17 protein-coding genes and 1 riboswitch are annotated in these 21,549 nt (G+C 68.0%); of the genes, 9 read left to right on the forward strand and 8 right to left on the reverse strand.

The features are described from left to right. Positions 1–101 precede the first annotated feature (101 nt). From GOPIP_RS02990 to GOPIP_RS03030, 9 genes are all read left to right on the forward strand, one after another. Positions 102–500 carry a BlaI/MecI/CopY family transcriptional regulator gene (locus GOPIP_RS02990; RefSeq protein ID WP_006368063.1) on the forward strand — a complete coding sequence of 133 codons (399 nt, stop codon included), beginning with the start codon at positions 102–104 and terminating at the stop codon, positions 498–500. A gap of 47 nt (positions 501–547) precedes the next feature. Further along, positions 548–1,501 carry a M56 family metallopeptidase gene (locus tag GOPIP_RS02995; protein WP_006368064.1) on the forward strand — a complete coding sequence of 318 codons (954 nt, stop codon included), beginning with the start codon at positions 548–550 and terminating at the stop codon, positions 1,499–1,501. A 75-nt stretch (positions 1,502–1,576) separates the two neighbouring features. Next, positions 1,577–3,034, forward strand: a complete 1,458-nt coding sequence (gene gnd, locus GOPIP_RS03000; RefSeq protein ID WP_006368065.1) for an NADP-dependent phosphogluconate dehydrogenase — start codon at positions 1,577–1,579, stop codon at positions 3,032–3,034. Between the two features lie 51 nt (positions 3,035–3,085). Next, positions 3,086–4,519: a GMP reductase gene (gene guaB1 / locus GOPIP_RS03005; protein WP_006368066.1), complete on the forward strand. Its 1,434-nt coding sequence runs from the start codon at positions 3,086–3,088 to the stop codon at positions 4,517–4,519. 7 nt (positions 4,520–4,526) lie between these two features. Continuing rightward, the gene (locus GOPIP_RS03010; protein ID WP_006368067.1) at positions 4,527–5,975 is read left to right on the forward strand and encodes a hemolysin family protein; all 1,449 of its coding nucleotides are present in this window, start codon (positions 4,527–4,529) and stop codon (positions 5,973–5,975) included. Then, positions 5,972–7,048 carry a hemolysin family protein gene (locus GOPIP_RS03015; RefSeq protein WP_006368068.1) on the forward strand — a complete coding sequence of 359 codons (1,077 nt, stop codon included), beginning with the start codon at positions 5,972–5,974 and terminating at the stop codon, positions 7,046–7,048. Before GOPIP_RS03010 ends, GOPIP_RS03015 begins: the two co-directional genes overlap by 4 nt. 1 nt (position 7,049) lies before the next feature. Further along, a complete protein-coding gene (locus GOPIP_RS03020; RefSeq protein WP_006368069.1) occupies positions 7,050–7,991 on the forward strand; it encodes a hypothetical protein in 942 nt (313 codons plus the stop codon). Positions 7,992–8,089: 98 nt separating this feature from the next. Beyond that, the gene (locus GOPIP_RS03025; protein WP_006368070.1) at positions 8,090–10,279 is read left to right on the forward strand and encodes a malate synthase G; all 2,190 of its coding nucleotides are present in this window, start codon (positions 8,090–8,092) and stop codon (positions 10,277–10,279) included. Positions 10,280–10,360: 81 nt separating this feature from the next. Continuing rightward, complete coding sequence (locus tag GOPIP_RS03030; RefSeq protein WP_006368071.1) at positions 10,361–11,551, forward strand: hypothetical protein; 1,191 nt, start codon at positions 10,361–10,363, stop codon at positions 11,549–11,551. Between the two features lie 31 nt (positions 11,552–11,582). Here the strand turns inward: GOPIP_RS03030 and gcvP are convergent, their stop codons facing one another. From gcvP to secA2, 8 genes are all read right to left on the reverse strand, one after another. Further along, entirely contained in the window at positions 11,583–14,525 is a 2,943-nt protein-coding gene (gcvP, locus tag GOPIP_RS03035; protein ID WP_006368072.1) for an aminomethyl-transferring glycine dehydrogenase, read from the reverse strand. Between the two features lie 173 nt (positions 14,526–14,698). Further along, positions 14,699–14,814: riboswitch (glycine riboswitch) on the reverse strand. 57 nt (positions 14,815–14,871) lie between these two features. Beyond that, the gene (locus tag GOPIP_RS03040) at positions 14,872–15,489 is read right to left on the reverse strand and encodes a MerR family transcriptional regulator (RefSeq protein ID WP_006368073.1); all 618 of its coding nucleotides are present in this window, start codon (positions 15,487–15,489) and stop codon (positions 14,872–14,874) included. A 284-nt stretch (positions 15,490–15,773) separates the two neighbouring features. Further along, positions 15,774–16,274, reverse strand: coding sequence for a bifunctional nuclease family protein (locus tag GOPIP_RS03045; protein WP_006368074.1), 501 nt, complete (start codon positions 16,272–16,274; stop codon positions 15,774–15,776). 141 nt (positions 16,275–16,415) lie between these two features. Next, entirely contained in the window at positions 16,416–17,102 is a 687-nt protein-coding gene (ftsR, locus tag GOPIP_RS03050; protein ID WP_006368075.1) for a transcriptional regulator FtsR, read from the reverse strand. Between the two features lie 43 nt (positions 17,103–17,145). Further along, entirely contained in the window at positions 17,146–17,595 is a 450-nt protein-coding gene (garA, locus tag GOPIP_RS03055; RefSeq protein WP_035727025.1) for a glycogen accumulation regulator GarA, read from the reverse strand. Positions 17,596–17,917: 322 nt separating this feature from the next. Then, positions 17,918–18,322, reverse strand: a complete 405-nt coding sequence (gene gcvH, locus GOPIP_RS03060) for a glycine cleavage system protein GcvH (protein WP_006368077.1) — start codon at positions 18,320–18,322, stop codon at positions 17,918–17,920. Positions 18,323–18,350: 28 nt separating this feature from the next. Beyond that, on the reverse strand, positions 18,351–18,995 hold the full coding sequence (locus GOPIP_RS03065; RefSeq protein ID WP_006368078.1) for a CDP-alcohol phosphatidyltransferase family protein: 645 nt from the start codon (positions 18,993–18,995) through the stop codon (positions 18,351–18,353). Continuing rightward, entirely contained in the window at positions 18,992–21,508 is a 2,517-nt protein-coding gene (gene secA2, locus GOPIP_RS03070; RefSeq protein WP_006368079.1) for an accessory Sec system translocase SecA2, read from the reverse strand. The genes GOPIP_RS03065 and secA2 overlap by 4 nt, the downstream gene beginning before the upstream one ends. Between the last annotated feature and the right edge of the window lie 41 nt (positions 21,509–21,549).

Below are 21,549 nucleotides of genomic sequence, written 5' to 3' on the forward strand. Positions count from 1 at the left end.
CCGGGTGAAGATCCAGGTCACACGCCATAACCACACACAGCGCCACCGACACGGTCGCGCTCTACGAGTCGGATGCGGCATCGAGGAGAATCGGCAGTAAAATGCGAAAGATGAACGGATTGGGAGACCTCGAGCGGGCAGTCATGGACACGCTGTGGGCCACTCCCACCCCACAGACGGTCCGACAGGTCCACGAATCACTCTCGGAGAACAGGTCACTGGCCTACACGACGGTGATGACGGTCCTACAGCGCCTGGCCAAGAAGAATCTGGTCACCCAGATCCGTGAGGACCGCGCCCACAAGTACGTGCCGACACATCCGCGCGAAGACCTGGTTGCCTCGCTGATGGTCGACGCCCTGAGCGAAGCCGACGCCCCTGGTTCCCGCCACGCGGCGCTGGTCTCGTTCGTCGGTCGGGTCGGAGCCGACGAGGCCGCCGCCCTGCGCCACGCGCTCGATGAGCTCGAAGCCGCCCGTGCGCCGCACGAAACCGGCTAGATTCACCTGACACAGCCCGCACAGCCCAACCGCGAGGACAGCCAACGATGACCGCCCTTCTCTTCGGCATCCTGACGTTGCTGTTGGTCGGTCCCGTTCCGGAGGCCCTGTCCCGCGCCGCGTGGCCGATTCGCGCGCCACGCGCGGCGATGACGCTGTGGCAGGCGATAGCCCTGGCCGCGGTGCTCTCGGCGTTCAGTTGCGGACTCGCGATCGCGGCGAATCTCCTCGCCCCCGGTGCCGACGGCACCCCGACCACCCACCCGCTGCACGAGATCGAACGTCTCGGCATCCCGCTGTGGTCGATCTACATCTCGGTCTTCGCCCTCACCCTGCTGATCGGCGCGCGGTTGTTGTTCACCGTGATCCGCGTCGGGGTGCGCACCCGCGCCCGCCGGGCCAACCACCGCCAACTGATCGACATCCTCGACGCCTGCGATCGCTCGGATCACACCCATCCGCTGTTCGCACGTGACATCCGCATGCTCGACGTGAGCGAACCGCTCGCGTATTGCCTGCCCGGCCTGCGTCAACGTGTCGTGCTCTCCGAAGGTGTGGTGTCCCGACTGACCCGCGACGAACTGATCGCGGTCATCGCGCACGAACGCGCCCACCTGCGCGCACGGCACGATCTGGTGCTCGAGGCGTTCATCGCACTCCACGAGGCATTCCCACGGTTCGTCCGCAGCAGTTCGGCCCTCGACGCGGTGAAGCTGCTCGTCGAGGCCCTCGCCGACGACCAGGCCGTCCGCGCCACCGCGCCGACCACCCTTGGTCGTGCGCTCGTCGCCTGCGCCGACGCGGTCGCCCCGCGCGGAGCGATGGCCGTCGGCGGCCCCACCACCCTCGCCCGGGTCAACCGTCTCTGTCACGACCGGCCCACCCCCCTGCTCGCGCTGGCCGCCTATGCCACCGCCGTGGCGATCCTCGTGGTACCCACCCTCGCGGTGGCCATCCCCTGGCTGACCGAGATCAGTCGGCTCCTCACGGCCCATCACTGACCGACGACATCGGCATCGGCCGGCACGGGTCACCCGACAACGCGCACCGGACCCGATAACCCATAGGCTGGGGACATGACCAACTCCGCCTCGTCTTCTCCTGCCACCAAGGCCCAGATCGGCGTCACCGGCCTGGCCGTGATGGGCTCGAACATCGCCCGCAACTTCGCCCGCCACGGGTACACCGTCGCCCTGCACAACCGCAGCATCGCCAAGACCGACGCGCTGATCCGCGACCACGGCAGCGAGGGTGCATTCATCCGCACCGAGAGCATCGCCGAGTTCATCGATGCACTCGAGAAGCCTCGACGCGTGCTGATCATGGTCAAGGCCGGCGACGCCACCGACGCGGTCATCAACGAACTCGCCGACGCCATGGAGACCGGCGACATCATCATCGACGGCGGCAACTCGCTCTATACCGACACCATCCGCCGCGAGAAGGCGATGGCCGAACGCGGACTGCACTTCGTCGGCGCCGGGATCTCCGGCGGCGAGGAGGGCGCGCTCAACGGACCGTCGATCATGCCCGGAGGCCCGGCCGAGTCCTACAAGTCACTGGGCCCGCTGCTGGAGTCGATCTCCGCCCACGTCGACGGCGAACCGTGCTGTACCCACATCGGCCCCGACGGCAGCGGACACTTCGTCAAGATGGTGCACAACGGCATCGAGTACGCCGACATGCAACTCATCGGCGAGGCCTACGACCTGATGCGCCGCGTCCTGGGCATGCCCGTCGCCGACATCGCCGAGGTCTTCGACGGCTGGAACTCCGGCGACCTCGAGAGCTATCTGGTCGAGATCACCGCGCAGGTACTCGCCCAGGTCGACGCCGCCACCGGCACGCCACTCGTCGACGTCATCGTCGACGCCGCCGGGCAGAAGGGCACCGGTCGCTGGACGGTCAAATCGGCACTCGATCTCGGAATCCCGACCACCGGCATCGCCGAAGCCGTGTTCGCCCGCGCCCTCTCCAGCGCCACCGATCAGCGTGCCGCCGCACAAGGACTCGCCGGCGGCACCCCCGGCGCCGCCCCCACCGACACCGCGGCGTTCATCGACGACATCCGCGCCGCGCTCTACGCCTCCAAGGTGGTCGCCTACGCCCAGGGCTTCGACCAGATCGCGGCGGGCAGCAAGGAATACGGCTGGAACGTCGATCCGGGCGCACTGGCCACCATCTGGCGCGGCGGATGCATCATCCGCGCCCAGTTCCTCAACCGCATCCGCGAGGCCTACGCCGAGAACCCGGACCTGCCGAGCCTGCTGCTCGCCCCGTACTTCCGCGAGGCCGTCGAATCCGGTGTCGACGCCTGGCGCCGCGTGGTGGCCACCGCGGCGACCGTCGGGGTCCCGGTCCCGGCCTTCGCCTCGTCACTGTCCTACTACGACGCGCTGCGCAGCGAACGCCTACCCGCCGCGCTGACCCAGGGCCTGCGCGACTACTTCGGCGCGCACACCTACCAGCGCACCGACAAGCCCGGCACCTTCCACACACTGTGGGGCGGCGACCGCAGCGAAGTCGAGCAGTAGCCCGACCGACCCACCACACCCCGAGCACAGAAAGGGACGTCGAGCGCAGCGATGCAATTCCTGTCCGGACACCACCTCACCCATGACCTGACCTACGACGACGTGTTCGTCGTACCGAACCGCTCGGATGTGACCTCGCGGTTCGACGTGGACCTGGGCACCCACGACGGGTCGGGAACGACCATCCCGGTGGTGGCGGCCAACATGACCGCTGTCTCGGGCAAGCGGATGGCCGAGACATTGGCGCGTCGCGGTGGGCTCGCGGTGTTGCCCCAGGATCTACCGCTGGCGGCGGCCGCACGGTCGATTGCCTTCGTGAAATCACGCGACCTGGTGGCCGACACCCCGGTGACGCTGACCCGCGGGGATTCGGTGTCCGACGCGCTGGCCCTGCTGCACAAGCGAGCGCACGGGGCCGCGGTGGTCGTCGAGAACGACGTGCCGGTGGGACTGGTGACCGAGTCCGCGTGCACCGACGTCGATCGCTTCACCCGGGTCTCCGACGTCGCGGCGCCGGTGATCGTCACCCTGCCGGTACACACGCCGCCCCGAGAGGTGTTCGACGCGCTCACCGATCTCCGGCAGGAACTCGCGGTGCTGACTCATTCCGACGGCACGCTCGCCGGTGTGCTCACCCGCGTCGGGGCGCTGCGTCACGGTGTGTATCACCCCAACGTCGATTCCGACGGCCGGTTGCGGATCGCGGCCGCGGTCGGGATCAACGGCGATGTCGCAGCGAAGGCGTCCGATCTGGTCGAGGCAGGCGCCGACCTCTTGGTCATCGACACCGCCCACGGCCATCAGGAACGCATGATCACCGCGGTGTCGGCGGTCGCGGCGGTCGGCCTCGGGGTACCGATCGTGGCCGGCAACGTGGTGTCCGCGCAGGGCACCATCGATCTGATCACCGCGGGCGCCGACATCGTCAAGGTGGGTGTGGGGCCGGGTGCGATGTGCACGACGCGGATGATGACCGGCGTGGGGCGTCCGCAGTTCTCCGCGGTCGCCGACTGCGCGGCCGCCGCCCGAGAGCACGGCGGGCACGTCTGGGCCGACGGCGGGGTGCGGCATCCGCGCGACGTCGCACTCGCGGTGGCCGCCGGGGCGTCCAATGTGATGATCGGCTCGTGGTTCGCCGGAACCTACGAATCGCCGGGCGATCTGCATCAGGATGCACGCGGCGCGTACAAGGTCAGTTTCGGCATGGCCTCCAAGCGTGCGGTGGCGGCCCGCTCCGCCGACGACAACGCCTACGACCGGGCCCGCAAGAGCCTCTTCGAGGAGGGCATCTCCTCGTCGCGCATTCCCGTCGACCCCGACCGGCCCAGCGTCGAGGACCTCCTCGACCACATCTGTTCCGGGGTGCGCAGTACCGCCACCTACACCGGCGCAAGGACCCTCACCGAGCTGCACGACCGGGTGATCCTCGGCGTCCAGTCGGCGGCCGGATTCGCCGAGGGACGCCCGTTGCCGGGCGGGTGGTGAGCGCCTGGTGCAGATCGTCCTCTACGTCGCCGGCCTGGTCGGCTTCGTCGCGCTCACCCTGGGCACGGCCCTGTTCGTCGCCGCGGAATTCTCGCTCACCGCACTCGAGCGCTCGGTCATCGACTCCGACGTCACCAACCGTGGTGATCGCCGCGCACGGATGGTGCAGCGCGCCCACCGCACACTGTCGTTCCAGCTCTCCGGAGCCCAACTCGGCATCACCATCACCACACTGGTCACCGGTTACATCGCCGAACCCGTTCTGGCGCAACTGATCACACCCGGACTCAAGGCGCTGGGACTCGGCTCCGGCGCGGCCGGGGGCATCTCCCTGGCACTGTCGTTGCTCATCGCGACGTCGTTGTCGATGGTGCTCGGCGAGCTGGTGCCGAAGAATCTCGCCATCGCCCACCCGTTGTCGGTGGCCCGCGCAACGGCCGGACCGATGACCATCTTCTCGGCGATGTTCCGCTACGTCATCAACGGCCTCAACGGCTCGGCCAACTGGGTGGTCCGCCGCCTCGGTATCGAGCCGGCCGAAGAGCTCCGCTCCGGGCGTTCGCCGCAGGAGTTGGCGTCGCTGGTGCGCAACTCGGCGCGGCAGGGCTCCATCGACGAGGACACCGCGACCCTGGTGAACCGTTCACTGCGATTCGGCGAACTCACCGCCGAGGATCTGATGACCCCGCGCGTCACGGTGGAATGCCTCGACCGTGATGCCAGCGTGCGTGACCTCGTCATCGCCTGCTCGGCCACCGGACATTCCCGGTTTCCCGTCGTCGACGACGGCGACCTCGACGATCTCATCGGCGTCGTGCACATCAAACAGGCCTTCACCGTCGCCCCCGACGAGCAGTCGACGACCACGGTCGCCGCCCTGGCCCGTCCCGTCGGCCGGGTACCGGTGACGCTGGACGGCGACGCGCTCATGGAGCGCATCCGCGCCGACGGCATGGAGATGTGCGTGGTCATCGACGAGTACGGCGGGACCGCGGGCATCGTGACGACCGAGGACCTCATCGAGGAGATCCTCGGCGACGTCACCGACGAGCACGACGACGAACACCCCGACGTCCAGGCTGACGGGGAGGGTTATCTCTGCGCGGGTCTGCTGCGGGTCGACGAGCTGTACGAGGCCACCGGATATCGGGCGCCGGACGGCTCCTACGACACCCTCGGCGGTCTGGTCATGTTCGTCCTCGGACGCATCCCGCAGGCCGGCGACTCGGTCGAGCTGCCACTGCGGACTCCGGTGATCGATCCCGACCCAGATGACGACGACGAGTCCGACGACGCCGACGGTGAGCTCAGCGACCAACGATGGCGTGCGACGGTGACCGAGATGGACGGCAGGCGGGTCGACGTCGTGTCGCTGCAGCCGATCTCCGACGATCCGGCCCCGGACTCGTTGGCGGCTCGTTTCCATTGGAACTCCGACGCGGCGGGTGAGCGATGAACGACATCAGCGCCGTGGTGCTGGCGGTGGTGTTGCTGGCCGGCAACGCCTTCTTCGTCGGCGCGGAATTCTCGCTCATCTCCGCGCGACGCGACCGACTCGAGGCGCTCGCCGAGGACGGCAAGGCCCGGGCCCGCACCGTGATCCGGGCGGGCGAGCACCTGTCCTTGATGCTGGCCGGAGCGCAGCTGGGCATCACGGTCTGCTCGATCCTGCTCGGACGTGTCGCCGAACCTGCGGTGGCGCATCTCATCGAGGGACCCCTGGACCTGGTGCACATTCCCGAGCAGGTGGTGCATCCGATCGCCTTTGCGATCGCCCTCGCACTGGTGGTGGTGTTGCACATCCTGCTCGGCGAGATGGTGCCCAAGAACATCGCGCTGGCCGGACCGGAGACCTCGGCGATGCTGCTGGTACCCGTGCATCTGGCGTTCATCAAGATCGCGCGGCCGTTCATCAGCGTCTACAACTGGCTGGCGAACATCACGTTGCGTGCGATGCGGGTGGAACCCAAGGACGAGCTGGATTCGTCGGTGTCACCGGTCGAGCTCGCCCAGATGCTCGGCGAGTCCCGCGAGGAGGGACTCATCGACGCCGAGGAGCACGACCGACTCGATCGCGCGCTGCGGTCGGTGAGCCGGACCGTGGCCGAGGTGATGATCCCGCTGGACCGGATGCGCAGCGTAGACGTCGAGCGCGACCCGCAGACCGGCGGCAGCGGCCCCACCCTCGGCGCGGTGGAGCGTGCGGTCAGCGCCACCGGGTTCTCCCGATTCCCGGTCCGTGGCCCGGACGGCACCTACACCGGCTATCTGCACCTGAAGGACATCCTCGACGACATTCTCGACGAACGAATCGGCCCCGACACCGTCATCGGTGTCGACAAGGTCCGTCCGCTGCCGGTGATCGCCGCCGACACCCCGCTCGACGAGGCCACCGGCGTCCTGCGGCGGACCAGCTCGCATCTGGGTGCGGTCGTCGACGACACCGGCCGGACGGTCGGGATCGTCGCCCTGGCCGACCTCGTCGAGGAGTTCGTCGGGACGGTCCGCGACGAGACCCATCGGATCTGACGTGATCGGCGAGACCCTCGCTCCCGCACAGTGGCACGCGCAGCGCGATGCCCACGCGCGACGTGTCGAGGAGCTGATCGGTCCGTACCTGCGTGAGCGTCGGCGCGGTGGCCGTCATCCGGTGCTCGACTTCCTGTTCACCTATTATTCGTCGCGTCCCTCCCATGTGCGGCGGTGGCATCCCGGGTACGGGGTCGTCCTGCGCATCGACGACACCGCCCACGATCAGGCCTGGGCTCGGGAGGTCGGCACGCTGCGCGGCTATCACCACACGACCGCGGGCATCACCGTCGATCCGGCCTACCTGCGCCGTCGCCTCGATGCCGTGCGGTCCGCACGGGACCTGCTCACCCGGACCGCTGCCAGGCCTGCGCGCCTCGGGTGCTTCGGGCTGCACGAGTGGGCAATGGTGTACCGCACCACCGACACCCGGCACGCTGCGCCCCTGCGGCTCGGCGCCGCGGGCACCGATGCGGTGGTCGAGGCCATGCCGTTGCGCTGCACCCACTTCGACGCGTTCCGGTTCTTCACCGACCCCGCCCGCCCCCGCAACGAACGGCCCCTGGGCCCCGATGACCGGCTCGCCACCGACCAACCCGGCTGTCTGCACGTGTCGATGGACCTCTATCGCACCTGCTTCACCCTGGCCCCGCTGCTCGATTCGGCGCTGACGCTGGACGCCTTCGAGCTCGCCCGCGACGCCCGGGAGATCGACATGCGCGCGAGTCCCTACGATCTGCGGTCGCTCGGGTACGAGCCGATCGCGGTGGAGACCGCGGCCGGACGCGCGCTCTACGTCCGCGAGCAGACCGCACTCACCCGCCGCGCCGCCGCGGTCCGGACGCGGATCGTCGCGGCGATCGACGCGCTGCCCGGCGTCGACGAACCGCCCTGCGCAGAGCCGACCGGGCCCGCCGGCGATGTTTCCCGGCGAGTAACATAGGTGGCCGCACACCGCAGAACCACGACTTTCACACCCCGTCTGAGCACCTCGGTGCCGTGGGGGTGAGTGCTGTGGGGACCACACGAAGGAAGGCGCACATGTCTGACCGGATCACCGTCAACGGCTTGCAGGTCTCTCGAGTCCTCTACGACTTCGTCAACGATGAGGCGTTGCCGGGCACCGGTGTGGACGCCGACACCTTCTGGTCCGGAGCCGCCGAGATCGTCGCCGACCTCGCACCGAAGAACAAGGCGCTGCTCGCCGTCCGCGACGATCTGCAGGCCAAGATCGACACCTGGCACCGCGACCATCAGGGCGCCGACTTCTCCGACGCCACCACCTTCGGTGAGTACAAGGATTTCCTCACCGAGATCGGCTACCTCGTGCCGGTGCCCGACGACTTCCAGATCAGCACCACCGGCGTCGATCGCGAGATCAGCGAGACCGCAGGCCCACAGCTGGTGGTGCCGGTCCTCAACGCCCGCTTCGCGCTCAATGCCTCCAACGCCCGCTGGGGTTCGCTGTACGACGCCCTCTACGGCACCGACGTCATCCCGGAGACCGACGGCGCGGAGAAGGGCAAGTCCTACAACAAGGTTCGCGGCGACAAGGTCATCGCGTACGCAAAGGACTTCCTGGACAAGGCAGTTCCGCTCGAACAATGTAGCTACACCGACGTGACCGCGTTCACCGTCGACAACGGCGCGCTGTCGGTGACACTGGCCGACGGATCGACGGCCACCCTCGCCGACCCGTCGGCGTTCGCCGGTTATCGCGGACAGGCCTCCTCGCCGTCGTCGATCCTGTTGCGCCACAACGGCCTCTACCTCGACATCGAGATCGACCCGAACTCCCCCATCGGCTCCACCGACCCGGCGGGCATCAAGGACGTGGTCATGGAGTCGGCGATCACCACGATCATGGACTTCGAGGACTCCGTCGCCGCGGTCGACGCCGACGACAAGGTGCTCGGCTACCGCAACTGGCTCGGCCTGAACAAGGGCGACCTGGCCGAAGAGGTGACCAAGGGCGGCAAGAGCTTCACCCGCCGCCTCAATCCCAACCGCGAGTACACCGGACCCGACGGGACCGGCTTCGACCTGCACGGCCGCTCGCTGCTGTTCGTCCGCAACGTCGGTCACCTGATGACCAACCCCGCGATCCTCGACGCCGACGGCAACGAGGTCCCCGAGGGCATCCTCGACGCCCTGGTCACCTCGCTGGCCGCCATCCACGGACTGTCCACCCAATCGGGTGTGCAGAACTCCCGGACCGGGTCCATCTACATCGTCAAGCCGAAGATGCACGGGCCCGACGAGGTCGCCTTCACCGTCGAGTTGTTCGGTCGCGTCGAGCAGGTCCTCGGCCTGCCGGAGAACACCCTCAAGGTCGGCATCATGGACGAGGAGCGCCGCACCACGGTGAACCTCAAGGCCGCGATCAAGGCCGCCGAGAAGCGGGTGGTGTTCATCAACACCGGCTTCCTCGACCGCACCGGCGACGAGATCCACACCTCGATGGAGGCCGGCGCCATGATCCGCAAGGGCGAGATGAAGAAGCAGAAGTGGATTCTCGCCTACGAGGACTTCAACGTCGACACCGGTTTGGCCGCCGGCCTGCAGCACAAGGCGCAGATCGGCAAGGGCATGTGGGCGATGACCGATCTGATGGCCGACATGGTCGAGCAGAAGATCGGCCAGCCCAAGGCCGGCGCGACGACCGCGTGGGTGCCCTCACCGACGGCGGCGACGCTGCACGCCATGCACTACCACCTCGTCGACGTCTTCGAGCGCCAGGATGAGATCGCCAAGCGGGATCCGGCCTCGGTCGATGACATCCTCACCATCCCGCTCGCCCCGAGGACCGATTGGTCCGACGAGGAGAAGCGCGAGGAGCTCGACAACAACTGCCAGTCCATCCTCGGCTACGTGGTGCGTTGGATCGACCACGGTGTCGGCTGCTCCAAGGTCCCCGACATCCACGACATCGCACTGATGGAAGACCGTGCGACGCTGCGCATCTCGAGTCAGCTCCTCGCCAACTGGATTCGGCACGGCATCGTGACCGCCGACGACGTGGTCGACGCGCTCAAGCGGATGGCCCCGGTGGTCGACCGACAGAACGAGGGCGACCCGGATTACCGGCCGATGGCCCCGGACTTCGACAGCAACATCGCCTGGCAGGCCGCCAAGGAGCTGATCCTGGAGGGCACCACCCAGCCCAGTGGCTACACCGAGCCGATCCTGCATCGCCGCCGCCGCGAGTACAAAGCGGCTGCTCAGGGCTGATTCGGCGCTGCGTGAGGTTCCGACCGGCCCTGATATGCCATAGGGTGTGCCCGGGCCGGTCGGACAACGGAGGACCAACGGGTGGCACACCATCGCGTCGACGATGACAAGAACAGGTTGCGGCATCGCGGGGTGAGCCGCGGCCTGGTCATGGTTCTGCTGTCGGCGATCCTGATCGCCGCGTGTGTGGTGGTGTGGTTCCGCATCGGTGATCACGTCGACCGCGAGGCCGACGCCGCGGCCGCACAATGCGTCGACGGCCCGGCCACGGTAACCGTCCTCGCCGACCCCGACATCGCGCCGGGACTCGAGGCCATCGCGCAGGCCTATTCGGCGACCAACCCGGTGGTACGCGACCACTGTGTCCGCATCGCGGTCGCCGCACGCGACGCCAAGATCACTCTCGACGGTCTGACCGGCAGCTGGGACACCGCATCGATGGGTCCGTATCCAGCCGCGTGGGTACCACAGTCGTCGGTGTGGGCCGCCCAGCTCACGACCGCCAAACCCGATCTCGTGGACGGCGATCCCGATTCGCTGGTCACCTCGCCGGTGGTGCTCGCGACCGCTCCGGAACTCGGGGCCAAGCTCACCGGCCAACTCGACTGGGGACAGCTCCCGACGCTGCAGAGTCGCGACGACAGTCTCGACGACCTCGGGCTGCGCGGCTGGGGGTCGTTGCGCATGTCGATGCCGCGTGAGGGCCAATCGGATCCGAGTGTCCTCGCCGCGCAGGCGGTGGCGATGCGGGTGACCCACAGTGTCGGCACCCTGACCGCTGCCGACGCCGCCTCGACGCGGGTGTCCTCGAGCATCGACGCACTCACCCGGACCGCTCCGCGGTCCCCCGATGGCTCGCCGGCGGGAGCGGCGACTGCGATTGCCACGGCCACGGACCCGGCGAGTGCACCCATTCATGCCGTGCCGATCACCGAACAGCGGCTGTATCAGCTGACCAAGGACGACGCCAAGGCCCGGCTCGCCGAGGTGATCCCCGACGGGCCGACCCCGATCGCCGACTTCCCCGTCCTCCACCTCAAGGGTGATCAGGTACCGCAGTTCGCCGCAGCCGCGATCTCCGAATTCCTCGGCTACGCCGAGAAACCCGAACACCTGCGGGCGCTGACCGGCCTCGGCTTCCGCGGCGACGCCCCGCTACCGCCGAAGACCGCGACGGTCGCCTTCCCGATGACCGACGATCCGATGCCCAATCCGGAGGATCAGGCCATCGTCACGATCAACAAGCTCGTGTACGGCACCAACGCGGGCTGACGGCCGCCCGGGTTGTCCTCAGCCACCGGTATCACTCGGCGAACGCCGCCACCGGCGGGCAACTGCACACGAGGTTGCGGTCGCCGAAGGCCCCGTCGATGCGCCGCACCGCCGGCCACACCTTGGCTCGCCCGCCCGCGGACGGCAGGCCCTGCGGGTACACGGCCACCTCCCGGGAGTACGGATGATCCCACTCGCCGACGAGGCACTCGGCGGTATGCGGCGCTCCGCGTAGCGGATTGTCCTCTGCGGGCCACGTGCCCGCGGCCACGGCGTCGATCTCGGCGCGGATTGCGATCATCGCGTCGCAGAACGCATCGAGTTCGTCGAGGTTCTCGCTCTCGGTCGGCTCGACCATCAGCGTCCCGGCCACCGGGAAACTCATCGTCGGCGCGTGGAAGCCGTAGTCGGCCAATCGTTTTGCCACATCGTCGACGGTGACACCGGTCTCCTTGGTCAGCGGACGCAGATCCAGGATCGCCTCGTGGGCCACCCAGCCGCCGACCTCACCGGTGTCCCCGGCACCGGCCTCGTGGCCGGTGTAGAGCACCGGGTAGTGATCGGCGAGCCGACGCGCGATGTAGTTCGCCGAGGCGATGGCGGTCAGCGTCGCCCGACGTAGACCGGCCGCCCCCATCATCGCGATGTAGGCGTAGGTGATCGGCAGGATCGACGCCGATCCGTAGGGCGCGGCGGCGATCGTCGGACCGTCCGGCAGCTCCGGCGCGAGCGGGTGGCCAGGCAGGAATGCCGCGAGATGACTGCGCACCGCGACCGGGCCAACCCCGGGTCCGCCGCCGCCGTGCGGGATGCAGAACGTCTTGTGCAGGTTCAGATGACTCACGTCGCCGCCGAAGCGTCCCGGACGGGCAACGCCGACGAGCGCGTTCAGGTTCGCGCCGTCGACATACACCTGACCGCCGGCGTCGTGGACGGCCGCGCAGATGTCGGCGATGTCGTGTTCGAACACCCCGTGGGTGGAGGGATAGGTGATCATGATCGCGGCCAGGCGCGTGCCGTGTTCGGCGATCTTGGCACGCAGATCCTCGACGTCGACGTCACCGTTGGTACGGCAGGCCACCACGACCACCCGCATCCCGGCCATGACCGCCGAGGCCGCATTGGTGCCATGCGCACTCGACGGGATCAGACACACGTCGCGGTCGGTGTCGCCGCGGCTGTGGTGGTAGCCGCGGATCGCCAGCAGGCCCGCGTACTCTCCCTGTGAACCCGCGTTGGGCTGCAGGCTCACCCGGTCGTAGCCGGTGATGGCCACCAGCCACGATTCCAGGGTCGCGATCAGCTCGCGGATGCCCGCACTGTCCTCGGCCGGGGCGAACGGGTGCAGTCCGGCGAAGCCCGGCCAGGTGATGGGTTCCATCTCCGCGGTGGCGTTGAGCTTCATCGTGCACGAGCCGAGCGGAATCATGCTGCGATCGAGCGCGATGTCCTTGTCGGACAGGGCTCGTAGGTATCGCAGCATCGACGTCTCGGTGCGGTGGCGGTGGAATGCCGGGTGCGTGAGGTAGTCACTCGTGCGTGTCGCGATCGGTTGTGCGAACTGCCTCGGGCGTACACCGGCGGAATCGAAGACACCGAGCACGGCGCGTACGTCGTCGTCGGTGGTGGTCTCGTCGCAGGCGATGCGCACGGTGTCGGCGTCTGCGCGCCACAGCGCGATTCCGGCCTGTCGGGCCGTGGCGACGATCCGGTCGGCACCGCCGGGGATCCGGACCGCGACGGTGTCGAAGAAGGTTGCGTGCTCGACGGCGAAGCCGGCGGCGGTGAGCGCGTCGGCGATCCGCGCGGCCCGTTCGTGCACCCGAATCGCGATGGCGCGCAACCCTTCCGGACCGTGATAGCCGGCATACATCGCCGCGATGATGGCGAGCAGGACCTGTGCGGTGCAGATGTTGCTGGTTGCCTTCTCGCGGCGGATGTGTTGTTCGCGCGTCTGCAGCGACAGCCGGTAGGCGAGGTTGTCATCGGCGTCCTTGGACACCCCGACGAGTCGTCCGGGCATCTGCCGGGTGTGGGCGGTACGCACCGCGAGGTATCCCGCGTGTGGGCCGCCGAAGCCCATCGGCACACCGAACCGCTGGGTGGTGCCGAAGGCGACGTCGGCGCCCAGCTCACCGGGCGGGGTGATGAGGGTCAGGGCCAACAGGTCGGCGCCCACCGCGACGAGTGCGCCGGCCCCATGAGCGGCCTCGATGATCGGCGCGGCGTCGATGATGCGGCCGGAGGCACCCGGCACCTGCAGCACGACGCCGAAGTAGTCGTCGGCGGGCAGACCGTACCCGGGGAGTTCGGGATGCAGTGCCGCCTCGACGACCTCGATCCCCAACGGCTCGGCACGGGTCTCGATGACGGCGCGGGTCTGCGGGTAGAGATCGGCGTCGACGACCAGCCGCGCCGACTTCGACTTGCCCGCCCGGCGCATGAGCGTCATCGCCTCCGCCGCCGCGGTCGCCTCGTCGAGCATTGACGCATTCGCGACCTCGAGGCCGGTGAGGTCGGAGACCATGGTCTGGAAGTTGAGCAGTGCCTCGAGGCGCCCCTGGCTGATCTCGGGCTGATAGGGCGTGTAGGCGGTGTACCAGGCCGGGTTCTCCAACACGTTGCGGCGGATCACCGGCGGGGTGAGCGTGTCGTAATAGCCCAGCCCGATCATCGAGCGGCAGACCGTGTTGCGGGCGGCGAGTTCGGCGAGTGTGGCAAGCACCTGGTGTTCGGTGGCCGGCGGAGGAAGGGCGTCGAGGCCATTGTCGTCGGGCGAATCGGCGATCACCGCGGGCACCACGCGCGCGGCGAGTTCGTCGAGACCCGACACGCCGATGGTGGCCAGGATGTGCGCGGTCTCCGCGTTGTCGGGGCCCACGTGACGGTCGACGAAGGCCGGCGGGACGGGTAATTGGGATTCGACGGACGACTGGGATTCCACGGGCGACTGGGATTCGGACAGACGGGTCATGACGGGACCTCTCACGGGATCCGGACACCGGATCGTTCGGTCCTCCCCCTCTGTCATGCCGCGGATCGCAGATCCGGCCGGCGCCTGAGAGATTCGGCCGTACGCGGCGTCACCGACGCGTCTGGCCTTTCACCGTGGGCGGACGAGTGGCTCGTCACTTTCCAGAGACGCCGTCGTCCATCACGGTCCGGGTGCCTGAGAGTTTGACGGAGAGGTATTGCTCCTTCGGCGGTCACCGCGTGACCTCGTATCCGAGGCGTGGACGGCGACGCTCTCCCGTGATGCAGCGGCGCCCGCCCAGTCTACCGTCGGGTAACCCCGCCGGGTGCAGCGCGCCACGAGGTGGCTATCCGGTGCGGCGCGTGCGGCTCTTGCGACGTGCGGCGAGCTCGTCCTCCGGAGCGGTCTCGGTGACGCCGCCGTCGGCCCGTTCACCGGGGAAGTCGGAGATGGTGCCGGTGAGTTCGCGCATGGCTCCGCTCACCGCGATCCCGAAGACGCCCTGACCACCCTGGAGCAGGTCGACGACTTCTTCGGCAGAGGTGCACTCGTAGACCGTCGTCCCGTCCGAGAACAGGGTGATCCGCGCGAGGTCCTCGACCCCCCGCTGACGCAGGTGGTCGACCGCGACACGGATGTTCTGCAGCGAGATCCCGGTGTCGAGCAGACGTTTGACGATCTTGAGGACCAGGACGTCCTTGAACGAGTAGAGCCGTTGACTGCCGGACCCGGCGGCACCGCGAATCGACGGGACGACCAGCGAGGTCCGTGCCCAGTAGTCGAGCTGACGGTAGGTGATGCCGGCGATCTGGCAGGCGCTCGGGCCGCGGTAGCCGATCAGCTCGTCGGGCACCGTGTCGTTGGGGAACAGGCCGGGAGCGATGTCCTCCAGGCTTCCCTGCGTCGCCGTTCGCGGCGCGCCACGATCCCCGCTCGCACCGTTGTCCATCGGCTGATCGCCCACTGCAGACTCCTCGCCACACCTTGAGAACCGGTCGGACGGGCATGCACTTAGTCGGCCACCCTCGGTGGTCTACTGTACGCGCCCGCGCGCCGATCGATGTCCTGCTCGCCACGGATGTCCTGCGGCGATCCGGCACTGACGCTATGCCTGCCGACGACTCCGAATCAACGCGACGCGCCAGGAGGCTCAACCTCTACTTGAGATGGAGGCAGACGGAGACCAGACGGTTGCCGATCCGTGATGTGTCGCTCCCGCCGATGGCGAAACCGATCGCCTCACGCGGATCAGGCGCCGCCGCTCGCCTTGAAGTCGTCGGGTGAGACGTTGTCGAGGAACTCCTTGAACTTCTCGACCTCGTCGTCCTTCTCGTTCGGCGCCTCGTCGGTGTCCTCGTCCGGGATGAGCAGACCCGCCTCGGCGAGGACCTCCTCGTCGGCGATGATCGGGACCTCGGCACGCATGGCGACCGCGATCGAATCCGATGGGCGCGCCGATACCCGGAGGTCGTTGGCGAAGACCATCTCGGCGTAGAAGGTGCCCTCTTGCATGTCGACGATGCGTACCTCGACGAGGGTCTGCCCGAACTCCTCGATGAGGTTCACGATCAGATCATGGGTCAACGGCCTCGGCGGCTCGATCCCCTTCTGCCGCAGCGCGATCGACGCGGCTTCACTCTGCCCGATCCAGATCGGCAGATATCGTGCGCCGTCGACCTCACGCAGCAACAACACGGGCTGACTCTGTGGCGGCTCGACGCGGATACCGACCACGCGCATTTCGCTCATGTCATGCACCTCCACCCGATGACGACGGAACCGATTCTCTCGTGACCCGATGGGTCCTTCTCGACGCTACACCGCACCGCCGCCACACGAAGGTCGAGTCGGTCCGACCGGACGATCGGGCCGGGCGTCAGAACGCCGACGTCAGTCCAAGACGTCCCGCACGGCAGCCTTGACCAGCTGGGTGTGCAGGGTGACCGAGAGGGCCGCGATCTCGCGCACCAACTCCTCGGCGCGATCGCGGGCACCGGTGCCCTTGCCCTTGGCGATCGGGCTGGCGATCTGGGCGACCAGCCCGGCCTCACGGTCGGCGGAGACCTTGAACGCGCGCAGGTGTCGTGTCTCGACGCCGTAGCTCGCCAGTGCCGCAGCGGCTTCCACCAATCGCACCGCGTCCTCGTCGAAGAACCCGGCGGGGCCGGGCGTCAGCAGGCCACTGCGTTGGAGTTCGGTCACGAACGCCGAGTCCACACCCGTGCGTTCGATCAACGACTCCCGTGACACCCGGTCCGCGCGGGAACCGAAGTCGGTGGCCGGCGCCACCGCCGAGCGAGCCGACGACAGCAACCGCGTGCCGTTGCCGGTGGACCCGTCGTTGCCGTGATCGATCGAGTCGAGTTGCTCCTTGATGACCTTCAGCGGCAGATAGCGATCACGCTGCGCGGTCAGCACGAAGCGCAGTCGATCGCAGTCCGCCTGGCTGAATCTGCGATAGCCCGACGGTGCACGCTCCGGACTGATCAATCCCTCGGACTCGAGGAATCGGATCTTGGAGATGGTGACGTCGGGAAAGTCCTCACGCAGCAGTGCGAGGACCGACCCGATGGACATCGGTCCGTCGCCGCGCTGCCCTGCTGGGGAGGCCGGCACGTGCCTAGGAAGCGGAACCGTCGCGCGGGCCGCTCAGGAATACGAGCCGGAACTTGCCGATCTGGACCTCGTCGCCGTTGCTCAGCGTCGCGGTGTCGACCGGTTCGCGGTTGACGTAGGTGCCGTTGAGGCTGCCCACGTCGACGACCTGGAACTCGGCGTCGGACAGCCGGAACTCGGCGTGCCGGCGGCTCACGGTGACGTCGTCGAGGAAGATGTCGCTGTCGGGGTGGCGGCCCGCGGACGTGGTCGCCTGGTCGAGCAGGAACCGGGATCCGGCGTTCGGACCACGCTTGACGACAAGCAGCGCCGTGCCGGGTGAGAGTCGCTCGACCCCGGTGTCGGCGGGCTCACTCGAGGTGCCGGCCGAGTCGAGTTCGTTGATGAACTCCTCGCGGAAGACCGACGTGGTCTCCACGGGCGCCTCGAAGTCCTTGTCGTTATCGCTCACTATCTCTCCTTCGTCGTCCGAAGTGCGCTGTTGTCGATCGCGGCGCCGTCGAGGCGCTCGGCCGCGTCCGAAGCGGGTCGGGGAACCGGGTACCCGACGCACGGGGCGTCGGTTCGGTCGCACCTGTCGGCGCCCGAATCCAACCTACCGTTTCGCGCCGACCCCGACCCATCAGACCCGGCAGACACCGATTGATCATAGCCGCCCGGATCCGCCGACCACGACCGTTGGGGAGCGTTTCGGCGTTACGCCACCGCGTATCCGGTGGATCGGGCCGGCTGCCGTCCCTCGGGGCGAGGCCGACGCGATGCCGCCGTGTCGCCGCTCAGCCGTCGATGACCTGCCGGTATCCGTCGGCGTCGAGCAGGTCGCCCAGTTGTGCGTCGAGTTCGCCGGATTCCTCGACCGCGATCTCCACGAGCCAACCGGCTTCGTAGGGTTCGGAATTGACCAGATCCGGCGTCGACTCGAGTTCGTCGTTGACGGCCGCGATCGTCCCGTTGAGGGGCCCGAAGATGTCGGAGACACTCTTGGTCGACTCGACCTCGGCAAACGACTCGCCGGCCTCCACGTCCGACCCGACGTCGGGCAACTGCACGAAGACGACGTCACCGAGCTGCTCCTGGGCGAAGTCGGTGATCCCGATCCGGACTGTCGTGGGCGAGACCCGACGGACCCATTCATGCTCGGGCGTATAGGTCAACTCGGCCGGCACGTTGGTTTCGGTCACTGTGCCCCCTTTCTGTTCGTTCGAGACTTTAACCCGCTGCGGCCGAGGAGACGCGGTCGAGTCGCGGCATCATGCGCATCACCATGATCGTCTGGGCCCAATAGAGCACGAACGACCACAGATACATTCCGACGCCCCAGATCAGGAAGGCCCATCCGATCGGATAGCAGATGGTGCCGATCACCGAATCAAGTTGTCCGGCAAGCAGCCACGGGAAGGCGCTCATCAGGGCGAAGGTCGCGGCCTTGCCGACGTAGAGCACCGGCAGCGCCACCAGCCCGCGCGAACGCAGCAGCGGTGCGCTCGCGAACAACAGCACGTCCCGGGCGATGATGACGCCGATCAACCACCACGGCACGAAGTCGCGCAGCCCGAAACAGATCGGGATGACCACGATGTAGAGGCGATCGGCGGCGGGGTCGAGCAGCTCGCCGAGTCGTGACGACTGGTCGAGCAGCCGGGCGAGTTTCCCGTCGAGCCAGTCGGTGACCCCGGAGACGAACAGCACGACGAACGCCCACCCGTCGGCCTTCTCGACGATCACCAGCCAGATGAAGACCGGGATGAGGACCAGCCGCAAGACGCTGAGCGCGTTGGGCACGGTGAGGACGCGGTCGACGCCGGGCGCCGCTGCCGTCACCGGGCCGTCGTCGTCTCCCCCCGATCCGGTCACCGGAAGATACCGATGATTCCCTGCAGGGTCTTGGCGCCGCCGGACGCGAACAGGTTGTCGTGAACCATGTAGGTCCACGTCATCGTCGACCGGTGCAGGTCCGCGGCTCCCAGGTCCACCCCGTCCGGGGTGATCACCGCCTCGCGGAAGGTCTTGCGCGACTTGTCGATCGCCCGTGTCGGCAGCTCGGAGAACTCGGCCAGGATGAGCCGGTGGAACTCGTCGAGCGGACTCTCCCGCCCGATCGCACGCAGGTGGATGCTCGCCCGGACGTCGGAGACGAAGGCGAGGTGATCGGCCCATTCGCGATCGAGGTGGTAGAGCATGATCTCGCGGGCCGCCTGCTCGAGCACGTCGTCGGCGAGCGGCTCGACGGGGATCCACCGCGACTTCTCCTCGGTCACGTCGGACGCGTCGGTCACGTGGGCCTGGTCGGTCGTGTTCGCCTCGGTGACACTGTCCGCGGCGGCACTGTCCTCGGTCGCGCTGTCCTCGGTGGCGGCCCCTGCAGTCTCCCCGACCTCCGCCGCCTTCTCATCCGCCCCGGCCTTGTCATCCCCCCCGGCCGCACCCTCTGCCTTGGCGGTTCCGGTGAGTTCGGCGTACCGCTCCGGTTCGAGATCACGGAGTTCCTTGAGCGCGGTGTCGGTGGTCAACACCTCCATCCGGCGTTTGACCACGATCTCGCGTTGCTGATTCACCAGCTGGTTGTAACGCCAGGTGTTGGCGTGCAATTCGAGCATCACGCCCTCGGCCACCCGTTGGGCCTGCTCGATGAGGTCGATTCCCTTCGATCCCATCGACCCGTCCTCGGACTGCGCGACGGGATCACGCTTGAACGAGAGATTCTTGGTGACGACGGGATCCTCGAGGCTGCTGAAGAAGACCGACATCCCCGGGTCACCCTGACGGCCGGCGCGGCCACGCAGCTGGTTGTCGAGACGTTCGGTGTCGTGCCGCCCGGTGCCGACCACGCACAGTCCGCCGAGTTCGATGATCTCCTCGCGAGCCGTCTCGTCGTCGGACGATCCGCCCAATCGGATGTCGGTGCCGCGTCCGGCCATCTGCGTCGACACCGTGACGGCGTCCTTCGTGCCCGCCTCGGCGATGATCTTGGCCTCTTCGGCATCGTTCTTCGCGTTGAGGACCACGCATCCCACGCCGGCCTTCTCCAGGAAGTACGCGAGTTCTTCGGACTCGGCGACGTCGTGGGTGCCGATGAGGACCGGCTGACCGGTCTCGTGCACCTCTTTGACGTAGGCGACGACCGCCTCCACCTTGTTGGCCTTGGTGTCGTAGACGCGGTCGGGCAGATCCTTGCGGATGTTGGGGGTGTTCGGTGGGATCTGCGAGACCCGCAGGTCGTAGAACTGTCGGAACTGCTCACCGGCGGCCAACGCGGTACCGGTCATGCCGCACACCTTCGGGTAGCGGCCGATCAACGCCTGCACGGTGATGGTGTCGATGACCTCGCCGGAGTCGGTCTGGGCGAGGCCCTCCTTGATCTCCACGGCCGCCTGCATGCCGTCGGGCCACCGCTGCAGCTGGGCCACCCGACCGCGGGAGGCGTTGATCAGGTGCACTCCGCCGTCGCGCACGATGTAGTGCACATCGCGCTCGAGTAGGTGGTGGGCGTGCATGGCGACGTTGACGTGGACCAGGGTCGTGCCGACGTGCTCTTCGTCGTAGAGGTCGATGCCGCCGAGTTCCTCCTCGACGAAGGCCGCACCCTCGTCGGTGAGCGAGACGTTGCGTCCCTCGACGTCGATCTCGTAGTGCTTGTTCTTCATCCGCGCGACCACGTCGTGGATGGCCTGATCGGGTACCTCGACATCAGCGGTTCCAGCGAGGACGAGCGGGATGAGCGCCTCGTCGACGAGGACCGAGTCCGCCTCGTCGATGATCGCGACGTCGGGGGTCGGCGAGACGAGTTCGTCGGCATGGATCGCGAGCTGATCGCGCAGCACGTCGAAGCCGATCTCGTTCACCGAGCCATAGGTGACGTCGCCGTCGTAGGCCTGCTTGCGCTCGGCACGACTCGAGTTCTCCGACACCGCATGCACGGTGATGCCGAAGGCCGCGAACAGCGGAGCCATCCACTCCGCGTCACGGGTCGCGAGGTAGTCGTTCACCGAGATGACATGGACGCGATGGCCTTCCAGGACATATCCGACCGCAGCGATAGCGCCTGCGAGCGTCTTGCCCTCACCGGTACCCATCTCGATGACGTCGCCGTCGAGCAGGCGCAGCGCACCCTGCAGCTGGACATCGAACGGCCGCAGACCCAGCGACCGGTCGGCGGCCTCGCGGGCGAGGGCGAGGAACTTCGCGCGATCTCCCCCATCGGCGCCGATGTCGAGCTTTTCCGCCTCGGCGCGGAAGTCCGCGTCGTCGAGGTCGGCGGCCCAGTCGGTGTGTGCCTCGGCATCCTTGAGCAGGCTCAGCGACTTGGACTGGTTCCGCGAACTCTGTGCCCCCAGCAAACGCCACATGCTGTTCGTCAGCTTTCCCACCGAGCGTTCTCCTACCAGTTGTTCCCGGATCGAATCGCCGT

The sequence above is a fragment of the Gordonia polyisoprenivorans NBRC 16320 = JCM 10675 genome, assembly GCF_000241325.1.
Classification (GTDB): Bacteria; Actinomycetota; Actinomycetes; order Mycobacteriales; family Mycobacteriaceae; genus Gordonia; species Gordonia polyisoprenivorans.

Bases quoted from the DNA above. Each gene is read 5' to 3' on its own strand.
- GOPIP_RS02990 (WP_006368063.1), top strand. From the start codon at position 102: ATGCGAAAGATGAACGGATTGGGAGACCTCGAGCGGGCAGTCATGGAC.
- GOPIP_RS02995 (WP_006368064.1), top strand. From the start codon at position 548: ATGACCGCCCTTCTCTTCGGCATCCTGACGTTGCTGTTGGTCGGTCCC.
- gnd (WP_006368065.1), top strand. From the start codon at position 1,577: ATGACCAACTCCGCCTCGTCTTCTCCTGCCACCAAGGCCCAGATCGGC.
- guaB1 (WP_006368066.1), top strand. From the start codon at position 3,086: ATGCAATTCCTGTCCGGACACCACCTCACCCATGACCTGACCTACGAC.
- GOPIP_RS03015 (WP_006368068.1), top strand. From the start codon at position 5,972: ATGAACGACATCAGCGCCGTGGTGCTGGCGGTGGTGTTGCTGGCCGGC.
- GOPIP_RS03025 (WP_006368070.1), top strand. From the start codon at position 8,090: ATGTCTGACCGGATCACCGTCAACGGCTTGCAGGTCTCTCGAGTCCTC.
- gcvP (WP_006368072.1), bottom strand. From the start codon at position 14,525: ATGACCCGTCTGTCCGAATCCCAGTCGCCCGTGGAATCCCAGTCGTCC.
- GOPIP_RS03045 (WP_006368074.1), bottom strand. From the start codon at position 16,274: ATGAGCGAAATGCGCGTGGTCGGTATCCGCGTCGAGCCGCCACAGAGT.
- ftsR (WP_006368075.1), bottom strand. From the start codon at position 17,102: ATGTCCATCGGGTCGGTCCTCGCACTGCTGCGTGAGGACTTTCCCGAC.